A 12361-nucleotide genomic window follows, 5' to 3' on the forward strand; every position below is an offset into this window, starting at 1 on the left:
ACAGCGTCGTGTGCGGGCCGTGACAGCGCCGGCCCGCAACCTCGATGACGACGACATCGAGGGGATACGACGACATGGAAGACCTGGTGGTGCGCGCCGAAGGGCTGCGCAAACGATTCGGGAAGACCCAGGCGCTGGACGGTGTGGACCTGGCCATGCGCCGGGGCACCGTGCTCGGCGTCCTGGGCCCGAACGGCGCCGGCAAGACGACCGCGGTGCGGGTGCTCGCGACACTGTTGCGCCCGGACGAGGGCAGCGCGTTCGTCGCGGGCATCGACGTACTGAAGAACCCGCAGCAGGTGCGCCGGAAGGTGGGGCTGACCGGTCAGTACGCGTCGGTCGACGAGGATCTCACCGGCGTACAGAATCTGGTGTTGATCGGACGCCTGCTGGACATGAGCGGCAAGGACGCCCGGCGCCGCGCCTACGAGCTGCTGACCTGGTTCGATCTGGAGGAGGCGGCCCAGCGGCCGGCGAAGACCTACTCCGGTGGCATGCGCCGCCGTCTCGACCTGGCCGCGAGCCTGGTCGGCCGGCCCGAAGTGATCTTCCTGGACGAGCCGACGACCGGCCTGGACCCGGCCAAGCGCGAGGACATGTGGGGCGTGGTGCGCACCCAGGTGGCGCGCGGCGCGAGCGTGCTGCTGACCACGCAGTACCTGGAGGAGGCGGACGCGCTCGCCGACGAGATCGTGGTGGTCGACCACGGCCGGGTGATCGCGCACGACACCCCGGACGGCCTGAAGCGGCGAGTCGGTGGTCAGACGCTGCGGATCCGCCCGTCCGACCAGTCCCGCCTGCCGGAAGTGCTCCAGGTTCTGGACGCGGTCGCCGCCCCCGGCATGAGCGCGACGAAGGACGAGGCGGCCGGCTCCCGCCCGGGCGCCGCCAGCGTGCCGGTCACGAGTGACGCCGCGCTCGCCGAGGCGGTCATGCAGCTCAGCCGCGCCGGCGTCGAAGTCACCGAACTGGCACTGCACCTGCCGAGCTTGGACGAGGTGTTCCACACGCTCACCGGGCGTACGAAGACGGAGGAACTGGTATGACCGCCCTGGCACGCCACTCGGCGGCTCTCGCCCAGCGCAGCCTGATCAAGACGATCCGCACCCCCGAGGCGCTGATCGACGTCACCATCCAGCCGGTGATCTTCCTGCTGCTGTTCACGTATCTGTTCGGCGGCGCGATCGCCGACGGTGATCGCCACGCGTACCTGCAATTCCTCTTACCCGGCATGCTCGCGCAGTCGCTCGCCATGGGCGGCGTCGCGCTGGGCCAGAACCTGAACGCCGACATCGAGAAGGGCGTCTTCGACCGATTCCGATCGCTGCCCATCTCCCGGTCGGCGCCGCTGGTCGGCGCGGTGTTCGCCGACGTGATCCGCTACCTGACGGTCTGCGTCGTGATGCTGACCTTCGGCACGATCATGGGCTTCCGGGTGGAGACCGGCGTGGTCCCGGCGATCGCCGCGGTGGCGCTGTCGATCGGCTTCGGCCTCTGCTTCTGCTGGATCTCGGTGTGGGTCGGCATGCTGGCCCGTACGTCCGGCGCGGTGCAGGGCATCATGTTCCTGCTGGTGCTGCCGCTGACGTTCGGCAGCAACGTGTTCGTCTCCTCGGACACCCTGCCCGGCTGGCTGCAGGCGTTCGTCGACGTCAACCCGATCACGCCACTGGTCGGCGCGATCCGCGGCCTGCTGGTCGGCGGCCCGGTCGCCGGCGACCTGGTGCAGACCCTCGCCTGGATGGCCGGCCTGCTGATCGTGTTCGTCCCGCTGGCCCTGCGCGCCTACGCCAAGCGCGCCTGACCCGCGGTCCCGGCCCTGGTGAGCGCCGCTTCGAGACGAGTCGTCAGGAAGCGGCGCTCCTGGTCGGACGGGGCCAGCCGCAGGGCGGCCCGGTACTGCTCGGCCGCCTGGTGATGACGGCCCAGGCGGGTCAGCAGCTCCGCCTTCGTCGCCGGGAGCAGGTGATAGGCGGCCAGCGCGGAATCGAGGGCCGCCAGCCGGGACAATCCGGCCTCCGGGCCGGACGACTCCGCTATCGCCACGGCCCGGTTCAGGTCGACTACGGGGGACGGGGTCAGAGCGGCCAGTTCGCCGTACAAAGCTGCGATCTGCTCCCAATCCGTGGCGGCTGCCGACTCCGCGGTGGCGTGACAGGCGGCGATCGCGGCCTGGATGCGGTACGGACCCCGGCCCGGGGAGCTTGCCAGCAGCCGTACCCCTTCGGCGATCAGGGCCTGGTCCCACAAGGCGCGATCCTGCTCGGCCAGGGTGACCAGGTCGCCGGCGGCATCGGTGCGCGCCGCGCGCCGGGCGTGATGCAACATCATGAGCGCGAGCAGCCCGCGCGCCTCGGGTTCGTCGGGCATCAGCGCGGCGAGCACCCGGGTGAGCCGGATCGCCTCGTCGGCGAGCGCGACGCGATCGGCGGAGTAGCCCTCGTTGAACGTCAGATACAGCACCGCCAGCACCCCGGACAGCCGTTCCGGGAGCAGGTCGGCCTCCGGAACCCGGTACGGGATGGCCGCGTTCCGGATCTTCCGCTTGGCGCGGACCAGGCGCTGGGCCATCGTCGCCTCGGGGACCAGGAAGGCGCTCGCGATCTGCGGGGTGGTCAGGCCGGCGAGGGTACGCAGCGTCAGCGCCACCCGCGCCTCCAGCGGCAGCGCGGGGTGACAACACGTGAAGATGAGCTGCAGCCGGTCATCCGGGAAATCTGTTCCCACGGGTTGAGGCTCCTCGACGGCGGCACGGCGCAGGCGGGCCTCTTCCGCAGCGGCACGGCGGAGGCGGTCGATCGCCCGGTTGCGGGCCGTGGTCGTGAGCCAGGCGCCCGGGTTGCGCGGCACACCGTCCGCCGCCCAGTTGGTCACGGCCTTGGCGAAGGCGTCCTGAGCGCACTCCTCCGCCAGGTCCCAGTCACCGGTGAGGCGGATCAGCGTGGCCACGACCCGCCCCCACTCGTCCCGGAAGGCCGCCTCCAGAGCTCCGGACCGGTCAGTCACGGAACGGGCGCAGCTCGATCGCGCCGTAGCGGGCCAGCGGATGCCGCGCCGCGATCTCGATCGCCTCGTCGAGAGAGGAGCAGTCCAGGATGTCGTAGCCGGCGATCCACTCCTTCGTGTCCGCGAACGGACCGTCGGTGATCAAGGCGCCGTGGTCGAGGACGGTCGTGGCGTCCTCACGACCGCGCAGCCGGTGCCCCTCGACGCGCTGCGGGGTCGAGGCCAGCCACTCTTCGATGGTGTTCTCCGGCGCCGGCAGCAGCAGATCGTCGTCGGCGCAGACGAAGGCCAGGAACTTCATGTCAGTGCTCCTCCGGGTGGAACGGGCGGATCTCCGCACCCGCGGGATGGGCCGCGGCGATCGCGATGGCCTGATCGAGGTCGAGCACGTCGACGATCTCGAAGCCGCCGACGGGTACCGGCGTCGCCGCGAACGGCCCCTTCGTCACCTGTGTCTCGCCGTCGCGGACCCGTACCGTGACCGCCTCCGCGGCCGGGGCGAGGCGTTGCCCGCGCTGAAACGAACCGGCGTCGAGCATCCAGAGCATGTAGCGCACGTTCCCTCCCGAAAAAGTGGACTCTCCCCCTGACGACGCTGCGGTTCGCCGAAATCGACACCCCGGGCGATGTCGATTTCCGGGGAGCCGCGGCGTCGTATCCGCATGATGACGAGTTATTTCTGGCAGGTGGCTCACCTGCACACCGAGTCAGTCCGCGAGATCGACACCGCGATGGGGCGCCTGGCCGCCGGCCTCGTCCGGTTCTGCTGGTGGCCCGTCAGGAGACGATGACCGGTGGAGGAGCCGGCTGAGCTCGTCGAGGCCGTCGGCGTCGAGTTCGCCCGCCGCCGCGGCCAGCAGCTTCTCCACGATCTGATTCGCCGCTGACCGCAGCACCCCCGTCTCGTCGGTGCTGAAGCTGGTGAGCGCCTTGGGGAATCGGCGGAGCAGCGGATCGACGGCGTGCCGCAGGTAGTCCTCGCTCTTCGCGCTGCTGAGGTCCATCGACTTCAGCGCCTCCGGCATCCAGTCGTTCTCCACGATGGAGACGATGTCGCCGGGGCGCGGCCGGACGCCGTGCACCCAGCCGATGTCGACCGGACCGGACTGCCCGTCAGCCGCGGTGAGCACGAGATCGCGGCGTCCGTCGGCGGACCAGGTCCGGGTGACGGTCAGCGCTTCCATGGCGTCGAGGTACATCCCGCCCGGCACGGCCGCGCGCCACTGGAGGGAGATGTCGCGAAGCCAGTCGGCGGGATCCCGGGCCAGCCGGAAGAGTTCCGAGGCCCGGATCTCGGCGCCGCACGCGAGGGCCAGCATCGCGAGGTTGAACGAGTAGGTCGCCATCCAGAAGTCGGCGCGCTTGTCGATCGGCTGATAGGCGCCGGGCGTGTAGGACGGCCGGTACACGGCGGTGCGCAGCCGGTCGACGATCCAGGGGCCGAGGTGGGCCGAGCCGGCCAGCAGTTCCTTGACGAAGGGCAGGACCGTGGCCCGCGCGCACAGCGGCGTGTATCCGAGCAATGATCGCACCAGGTCGTCGTCCGAACCCGCGCCGAGGCTCAGCGTGCGTGCCCTGGACCGGGCCTCGGCGTCGACGAGCGCCTGGCACACGAGACGCGCGACCAGATATTCACCGAACGTGGCGTGCAGGAACTCGTACGTCTGCAGGGTCTGATCGTCCTGAAGGGCCTGGGCGCGCTGGATGAAGAAGAACCGCCCGACCATCTCCTGGCCCGCGGTGATCGGACTCCGGAACGCCTCGCCGGAGACGCGCCGGGGCCGCAGGCCGAGGCCGGCGAGGTCGCTGTCCAGCTCGGCGGTCGTCACCCACAGTCGCAACCGGTGGAACATCGCGAAGGCGACCACGGAGAGTCGCAGCAGTTCGTCCTCGATCAGGCCGTCGGGATGGGCCGGGCCGTGGACGCGGACCGCCTCGCGTTCGGCGAACGAGTGGAGCAGCCGCTCGTAGAGCTGGCCGGCGCCGAGCGACTCGCCGACGTCCTGGAGGGCGTTCGCGCCGGCGTCGTAGATGGCGAGCATGAGCAGCAGCAACGGTTGCGCGGCGAGATCGGGATAGCTGTTCAGCACGCCGAGGGTGAGCGGCCGGCGACCGGTCGCCGCCCAATATGCCGTGTTCGCATGGTTCCAGGTGGCGATCCAGCGTTCCAGCTGCGGCTCGTCGAAGGGTTCCAGGCGCACCACGAGACTGCCGCCGGGGAGCCGTGCCCGGTCGGCCACCGCCACGCGACTGGTCACGATCACCGTCACCGGACGGCCCAGAACCGCCTCACGCTGCTGGAACGCGGCGACCCGCTGCAGGTAGTCGGACTGATGAATCCCGGTCACCTGCAGAAGCTCGTCGAAACCGTCGAGCAGGATCACCGGCATCGCGCCGTCCGCATCCCGGGCCAGGTCCGCCCAGGCCACCGTCTCGCCGATGGCCGCGCGCATCGCCAGCTCGATCTGATCCTGGATCTCCGCCTCGGCCGGCACCTCGCGCAGCGCCACCCGCACCACCAGGTAATCGGCGGCGGGCAGCCGGGCCGCGAGGATCCGGGTGAGCGACGACTTGCCGGCGCCGGGCTGGCCGAGCAGCAGCATCGGCGCGGTCACCGACTGCGGCGTCGTCAGATGGATCGCCAGGAAGTCCGCGAAGTCGTCCCGCACGTCGCTGTCCCACCAGCCGTCCTCGGCCGGCCGCGCGCCGGAACCCGCGGGCTTCACCCGGAAACGCGGATCGAGGTAGGCGCCGCCGAGACTCGGCATGGTCAGCTGCCCGGCGTCGCCACCGAGGATCGGCCGCCCCAGATCGGCACGGTAGGTGAGCGCCAGCGCGGCCCGGTGTCGCTGCGGGTCACGATGAGAGCTCACCCTCCGCAGCGTCGCTTCGAGCGCCTCCAGCCCGCGCGACGCCGCCCGATCCTCCTGCAACCGCATCCACAGACCGAATTCCGGTACGTCGGCAGCCAAGTTCAGGACGTACTCCCCATAGCGCGAGACGGCCCACTGCGCGAGCGTGGGCGGAACCGTCTCGCAGACCTCACCGCCCCGCGCGGCGAACCAGCGTTCCAGCTCGCCCAGCAACCGGTCGTAGCGCACGTCCGGCCCCGGCACCGGGATCGGCGCGGCCAGCAGCTGCGCGATCCAGTTGCCGGGTGGCGGTGACGCCGGCGCCACCACGGAGAGCTGCTCCTCCCGGCCGACCTCGCGATCCAGCGCCTCGAAGAAGGCCGTGACGACCAGGACGCCGTGGGCCGCGTGCAGGCGCTGGCTGCGGTTGTAGCGCCCCTGTCCCCGTACGAAATCAACGATCTTGCCGGACACCAGATGGCCCAGCCGGACCGCCTCGGTCTTCGCGTCGAAGAGGCTGATGGCGGCATCGCTGCCGCCCGCCGTCGCCAGGGAGAGAGCGCCACCCAGCATGTTGTCGGCGATCCTCATGAGCGGACCGGAGCCGCCGAGCAGCTTCACGGCGTCGGTGTAGGACAGTCCCTGTGCCACGGTTGAACTATAGGAAGACGGGGCCCGATGTCCGGACCCCGTCGTAAAGTGATCATGCGTCGAGGGGTATCTAGGCCATATCCCTCGGCGCCCCTTCTCCTCGGGTCAGTAACCCCCGAAGGTGTCGTGGGTGATGTAGGTGCCGGTCGGCGGGGTGATCGTGGAGCGGTTCTGCTGGTAGCCCTTCTCCCAGCGGGCGACCGTGCCGTCGGCGTTCTTCACGATGTACTGGAACTCGGTGTAGGTGTTCGCCGGCAGCGCCACACCGCCGGTCCAGTTCGGGAAGGTGCTGCTCGTCGTGGTGAGCGGCACCGCGTTCGCCGGGTTCCAGGAGCCCAGCGCCGGGATGCTGCCGACGACGTAGACGTTCTGCCCGAAACCGGTGAACCCGGCGACCAGGTTGAACGTCGCGGCGATCGGCGCCACGGCGGCCGCACCCGCGGTCTGCTCCTGGGCCGCCGCCGGGGTCTCCGCCGGCGCCGTCGGGGTCTCCGCCAGCGCCGGTGCGGCGAGAGCGGGGGCGGCGATGACGCCGGCGAGGGCGGCCGCTGCGAGGTGACGCTTCATGGTTCATCCTCCGAAAGATCTGAAACTTCTTGCTGTACGCCGATGCGCAGCAAGCGGGTCGCCATCCACAGTGGTCGCCGTCGCCGGTCCGCACAAGGGCTTCGTGAGCTGCGTCAATGCGCAACCACTACGCCACATTCAACGGGTATGAAAATTCTTTCAACGGCTCTACGCCGTCGGAGTGGCTGGGCTTGCGGATCGCCGCCGTCCCGCGTTTAGCCTCTAGGCCCCACCGGCTTGCTGGCCCGGGAGGCTTCCATGACCTCGTCCACCGCTGTCCTGCCCGTTCGCGGCACTCGATCAAGCGGCCCGCGCTGCGGCATCTGCGCCACGACGATCAGCCCGGCCCACCACCACCTGTTCGACGCCTCTCAGCGGTCGCTGGTGTGCGGCTGCCCGGGATGCCACGACGAACTGGCGCGTCACGACGAACCGGCGCAGCACGGAAGACTGGCGCAGCACGACAGACTGGCGCGTCACGACAAATCGGATTTATCCGGCCTGTCGTCTGTGCCGGATCGCTATCTGGAATTCCCGGCCGAGGTGCTGACGCAGGAAACCTGGGACGACCTCCGCGTCCCCGCAGGTCTGGCCTTCCTGACCCGATCGGGTACGGGCCTGGTCGTCAGCGGCCCCGCTCCCACCGGCGCCACCGAGGAGCAACTCCCGCCGCCGATCTGGGACCGCCTGCTGAACCGTCACCCGGTCTTCGCCACTCTCCGCCCCGATGTGGAGGCGCTCTTCCTGCGCCGAGCGGGCTGCTTCCTGATCCCCGTCGACGCCTGTTACGACCTGGCCGCCCTGTTGAGAACGAGCTGGCGTGGCTTCACCTCCACACCCGAGGCGACCGGCAGCCTGGCGATGTTCATGGCCCGCCTCCGAGCCCGCTGCCAGCCCGCCGCCCCCGGGGCAGAATCCTTCAGTTGGTGATCAGGGCACGGCAGGCCTCCCTGTCGTAGGGCAGACCGGCATCCCGGAACACCAAGCGCACGGTGCCGTTGCGGGGATCCCAGAGGTCGGGTCGGTCGACCAGCGCCGCCAGGTAGCGATGCTGGGCCGCCGGGTCGGGGCGCAGGGCCACCAGCAACCGCCCCCAGTCGGAACGAACCGTGAAGACGTGCGCCAGCGGGACCACCGCCAGGGCCGCCGGAAGCAGGTCGGCCGGGGTGACCCCGCGCTCGATGACGGCGCCGATCAGCGTGAATCGGAGGTGGCCGTGGAACTGCGGCGGCCGGCGCTCGAACCAGAACTCGATCGCCGCCGGATCGCCCAGCGCCGCGAGGAGCTCGGCCGTGGCACGCGCGTCGGCGGCGAGCGCCGGAGCCAGCGCGGCACAGGCCCGGACGCCCGGGTGCGCGTCGCCGAGATAGCCGGCCGGGGAGAGGCCGAGCTCACCCATCGCGAGCACCAGCGCCGCCCGCTCATCAGGCCCGGCCTGAGCCGCAAGCGCATCAAGCGACACAGCAAGTGCCGAAGCGGCGGAAGGCGACGCGCAGGCGGCGGCCAGATGGGCGGCTGCTGATCGGACGCTGGGAGCCGGGTCGGCGAGGGACTCGACGGCCGTGGTCAGGAGGGTGGGGGTGATCTCGTAGCAGCCCTGGACCGCCGTGAGATAGAGGGCGTTCGCCGTCGTCTCGTCGCCGTAGAGGTCGTCCTCCTCGCCTGCCTCGAGCGCTGCGGCCAGGACGGCGTCGAAGTCGAAGCCCGGTGGTGGGGCCAGGTCGGTGAGCCGGGGGTAGGGGCGGCCGGCCTCAGCGACCGCGGCCAGGAACTCGAGCAGGCCGGCCCGCAGGTCGGGGCTCTCCAGGCCGCCGACCATCTCGGCGACCGCGAGGGCGGCCGGCGCCGTGGCGGTCCACGGTGTGCCCTGGTGGATGATCGCGCCCCAGAGGTGGCCGAGCGCCGCCGGGGATCCGGAGGCGAGCGCGGCCAGGTGGCCGGGGGTGTCGGTGGCCCGGCCGTAGGCGTGCAGGAGAGTGGCGAACTCGGTCACCCGGGGAAACTATCGCCGGGGTACGGCAGAAAAAGAGCGGAGTACGACAGAGAAGAGCGGGCGCCCTCCCCCCGATCCCATGGGGAGGGCGCCGCGCCGAGGGGGACGGGTCAAAGACTGATGCGCCCGGCGCCCGCGTTCGCTGTCACGATGGACTTCACGTTCGCGGCCGCGTCCGCCGTGTAGGCGTAGGGGATGGACGCCACCGAGCCGCCGGTCTGCCCACTGCCCGAGTTGACGAGCAGGTTGTTGCGGGCGACGAGCGAGCCGGCGTCGGAGGACCCCTCACCGAGGTGGTACGGGTCGTCCACCCCTTCGAAGGAGTTCGCCTCGACCAGGACTCCGGCGCCCTCGGTGGAGGCCACGCCGTACCCGGAATTGTTGTAGTAGTAGTTGTTGTAGACGTGCACCGGGTTGCCGAAGCGGACCCGCGGATGCCGCTGCGTGGACGCGTCGAACCAGTTGTGGTGATAGGTCACCCGCAGGTGCCCGACGTCCTGGCTCGCGTTGCTGTCGCTGTGGCCGAGCAGCATCGATTTGTCGTGGTCGAATACGCGGTTCCACGAGACGGTGATGAAATCGGATCCGCGTTTGATGTCGACGGCGCCGTCATACCCGTTGCTGAAACTGTTGTGATCGACCCAGATGTTGGTGGCCGACTCCTGCACGTTGATCGCGTCGTCGTTCCAATTCCGGAAAGAGAGATTACGGATGATGACGTTCCGGTCGCCGTTGATGTTGAGTCCGCAGCCGACGATCGCGGCACCCGCGTTGCCGATGATCGTCTTGTTGGAGCGGACCCGCAGCATGCCGCTGCAGGAGATGGTCCCGGAGACCCGGATGTTCGCGGCCGCCGTCGAGGCGAGGGCCGTGGTCAGCGCGGATGCGCTGGTCACCGTGGTGGTGGCGGCTGACCCGCCACCGGTGGTGCCGCCGTTCTGCGTCGCCCATCCGACCAGGTCGGTGATGGCGTACGTCTGTACGGGCGCCGCTGACGCGCCACCTGCCGCCGCTGCCGTGAGGACGATCGGCAACGCGGCGACCATGGCGAGCCGGGGGATTCGGCCAGGCATGGAAGACTCCAATGCGAAAAAGCGTGATCCGTATCGGGGAATACGGATCTTGGGGGATATCGGGAGCGCTCCCGAGGCCTAGAAAAACATAGGTCGCCATAGATGTGAAGAGAAATCCGTTTGCAGGATTTATGCAACAACCCCCGAGCGCCGCCGGGCCGGTGCCCAGCGGCCGGGCGTCGCAGCGGCAATAATCCTCGGGTGCGATCACCCTGGCAGCATCCGGCGCGAATCGTCCCCCTCGCGTTCCTCGGCGCGATCGCGGTCGGCACCGCCCTGATGATGCTGCCAGCCGCGCGTGCCGAACCAGGTCACGCGCCCTTCGTGACGGCGCTCTTCACCGCCGCCTCCGCGGTCTGCGTCACCGGGCTCTCGGTGGTGGACACCCCGGCCTACTGGAGCACGTTCGGCCATGTGCTGCTGACCGTGCTGTCGCAGATCGGCGGCTTCGGCATCATGACGCTCGCGACCCTGCTGAGCCTGCTGGTCTCGCGCCGGCTCCGGTTGCGCGGCCGGCTGATGGCCCAGGCCGAGAGCGCCGGACTGGCCAGCGGCAACATCGCCGCCGTCCTCCGGCGGGTCGCGCTGGTCATGCTCGTGTGCGAAAGCGCCATCGCCGTCGTACTCACCCTGCGTTTCTGGATCTCGTACGACTACCCGCTCGGCAAGGCCGTCTGGTACGCGGTCTTCCACGCGGTGCAGGCCTTCAACAACGCCGGATTCGCGCTCTACTCGGACAGCCTCATCGGGTTCGTCACCGATCCGTGGATCTGCCTGCCGCTGGCGTTCGGCGTGCTGGCCGGCTCGATCGGTTTCCCGGTGCTGTTCGAACTGTTCCGCGAGTGGCGTACGCCGGACTGCTGGTCCACGCACACCTTCCTCACCGTTGCCGGCAGTCTGCTGCTCACGGTCTTCGGGTTCCTCACGTTCCTGATCTTCGAGTGGCGCAACCCCGGCACACTCGGCCCGCTCAGCGTCCCCGGCAAGGTGCTGACCGCGTTCACCCAGGACATCATGACCCGCTCGGGCGGCTTCAACAGCGTGGATCTGGCGCAGCTGAACAGCGAGACGATCGCGACGACCACCGGCCTCATGTTCATCGGCGGCGGCAGTGCGAGCACCGCCGGTGGCATCAAGCTCACCACGTTCCTGCTGCTCGCGTACGTGATCTGGGCCGAGATCCGGGGTGAGCCGGACGTCGTGGTCCGCAACCGCCGGATCGCCGAGGAGACGCAGCGCCAGGCCATGACGGTGGCGCTCCTGGGTGTGGCGCTGGTCGGGACCGGTACGGTCGTGCTGGACGCGCTGACCGAGAACGTCCCCTTCGACCGGGCTCTGTTCGAGGTCACCTCGGCGTTCGCGACCGTCGGACTGAGCACGGGGGTCACCGGCACCCTCCCGCCGTCCGCCCAGTTCGTGCTGGTCGTGCTGATGTTCTGCGGCCGGGTCGGCACGATCGCGGTCGGCACCGCGATCGCGCTGAACACCCGCCGCCGCCTCTACCGCTATCCCGAGGAGCGACCTCTTGTCGGATAAGGAAACCAAGCACCAGGGCACCAACGTCGCGGTGATCGGCCTCGGCCGGTTCGGTGGCTCGGTGGCCGAGGCCCTGCTCGGCCTGGGCTACGAGGTGCTCGGCATCGACAGCGATCCGCGTATCGTCCTCGACTGGTCGGACCGGCTCACCCAGGTGGTCGAGGCCGACTCCACCGACGAGGACGCGCTGCGCCAGCTCGGCATCCACGACTTCCCGCGCGCGGTCGTCGGCATCGGCACCAACCTGGAGACCAGCGTCCTGACCGTGCTCGCCCTGGCCGAGCTCGGCGTGCCGGAGATCTGGGCGAAGGCGACCAGCGTGAAGCACGGCAAGATCCTGTCGCAGGTCGGCGCCGACCACGTGATCTATCCCGAGGCGGAGATGGGTGAGCGGGTGGCGCACCTGATCAGCGGCCGGATGCTCGACTACATCGAGTTCGACGACGGCTTCGCGATCGCCAAGGTCCGTGCGCCGCGCGGCGCCAATGGGCGCACGCTCGCGCAGCTCGCGCTGCGGACCAAGTGGGGGGTCACGGTGGTCGGCACGAAGCGGCCCGGAGAGGATTTCGTGTACGCCCAGCCGTCCACCACGGTCCCCGACGGCGCCGTTCTGATCGTCGCCGGTGACACGGCCAAGGTCGAGGCGTACGCCGCGGAGAACTGAGAGCCTGCCGACCCGGGGT

The 12361-nt window shown here is 70.0% G+C and carries 12 protein-coding genes; 5 read left to right on the forward strand and 7 right to left on the reverse strand.

Features of this window, described 5'->3' with window-relative positions; all coding sequences use genetic code 11:
• Nucleotides 1-74 precede the first annotated feature (74 nt).
• Both EP757_RS41425 and EP757_RS41430 read left to right on the forward strand, forming a co-directional pair.
• Nucleotides 75-1046, forward strand: a complete 972-nt coding sequence (locus tag EP757_RS41425) for an ATP-binding cassette domain-containing protein (protein WP_127553792.1) — start codon at nucleotides 75-77, stop codon at nucleotides 1044-1046.
• Nucleotides 1043-1804, forward strand: coding sequence for an ABC transporter permease (locus tag EP757_RS41430; protein ID WP_127553793.1), 762 nt, complete (start codon nucleotides 1043-1045; stop codon nucleotides 1802-1804). Before EP757_RS41425 ends, EP757_RS41430 begins: the two co-directional genes overlap by 4 nt.
• Here the strand turns inward: EP757_RS41430 and EP757_RS41435 are convergent.
• From EP757_RS41435 to EP757_RS41455, 5 genes are all read right to left on the reverse strand, one after another.
• A complete protein-coding gene (locus EP757_RS41435; RefSeq protein ID WP_127553794.1) occupies nucleotides 1786-3006 on the reverse strand; it encodes an RNA polymerase sigma factor in 1221 nt (406 codons plus the stop codon). The genes EP757_RS41430 and EP757_RS41435 overlap by 19 nt on opposite strands.
• Entirely contained in the window at nucleotides 2999-3307 is a 309-nt protein-coding gene (locus EP757_RS41440) for a YciI family protein (RefSeq protein WP_127553795.1), read from the reverse strand. The genes EP757_RS41435 and EP757_RS41440 overlap by 8 nt, the downstream gene beginning before the upstream one ends.
• Before the next feature lies 1 nt (nucleotide 3308).
• A complete protein-coding gene (locus EP757_RS41445) occupies nucleotides 3309-3554 on the reverse strand; it encodes a YciI family protein (protein WP_127554690.1) in 246 nt (81 codons plus the stop codon).
• A gap of 159 nt (nucleotides 3555-3713) precedes the next feature.
• A complete protein-coding gene (locus EP757_RS41450; RefSeq protein WP_197725485.1) occupies nucleotides 3714-6509 on the reverse strand; it encodes an NACHT domain-containing NTPase in 2796 nt (931 codons plus the stop codon).
• Between the two features lie 105 nt (nucleotides 6510-6614).
• Complete coding sequence (locus EP757_RS41455) at nucleotides 6615-7076, reverse strand: carbohydrate-binding module family 20 domain-containing protein (RefSeq protein WP_127553796.1); 462 nt, start codon at nucleotides 7074-7076, stop codon at nucleotides 6615-6617.
• Between the two features lie 258 nt (nucleotides 7077-7334).
• Between EP757_RS41455 and EP757_RS41460 the strand changes: the two genes are divergently transcribed.
• Nucleotides 7335-8006: a DUF5947 family protein gene (locus EP757_RS41460; protein ID WP_127553797.1), complete on the forward strand. Its 672-nt coding sequence runs from the start codon at nucleotides 7335-7337 to the stop codon at nucleotides 8004-8006.
• On the opposite strand, the gene EP757_RS41465 is transcribed toward EP757_RS41460, so the two are convergent.
• Both EP757_RS41465 and EP757_RS41470 read right to left on the reverse strand, forming a co-directional pair.
• Nucleotides 7996-9069 carry a hypothetical protein gene (locus tag EP757_RS41465; protein ID WP_127553798.1) on the reverse strand — a complete coding sequence of 358 codons (1074 nt, stop codon included), beginning with the start codon at nucleotides 9067-9069 and terminating at the stop codon, nucleotides 7996-7998. The two genes, EP757_RS41460 and EP757_RS41465, sit on opposite strands and share 11 nt — an antisense overlap.
• Before the next feature lie 110 nt (nucleotides 9070-9179).
• The gene (locus EP757_RS41470; protein WP_232050267.1) at nucleotides 9180-10142 is read right to left on the reverse strand and encodes a polysaccharide lyase family 1 protein; all 963 of its coding nucleotides are present in this window, start codon (nucleotides 10140-10142) and stop codon (nucleotides 9180-9182) included.
• A gap of 201 nt (nucleotides 10143-10343) precedes the next feature.
• On the opposite strand from EP757_RS41470, the gene EP757_RS41475 reads away from it, so the two are divergent.
• The gene (locus EP757_RS41475; RefSeq protein ID WP_127553800.1) at nucleotides 10344-11678 is read left to right on the forward strand and encodes a TrkH family potassium uptake protein; all 1335 of its coding nucleotides are present in this window, start codon (nucleotides 10344-10346) and stop codon (nucleotides 11676-11678) included.
• Nucleotides 11668-12342, forward strand: a complete 675-nt coding sequence (locus EP757_RS41480) for a TrkA family potassium uptake protein (protein ID WP_127553801.1) — start codon at nucleotides 11668-11670, stop codon at nucleotides 12340-12342. Before EP757_RS41475 ends, EP757_RS41480 begins: the two co-directional genes overlap by 11 nt.
• The last annotated feature ends 19 nt before the right edge of the window (nucleotides 12343-12361 follow it).

Source organism: Actinoplanes sp. OR16, assembly GCF_004001265.1.
Taxonomy (GTDB): Bacteria; Actinomycetota; Actinomycetes; order Mycobacteriales; family Micromonosporaceae; genus Actinoplanes.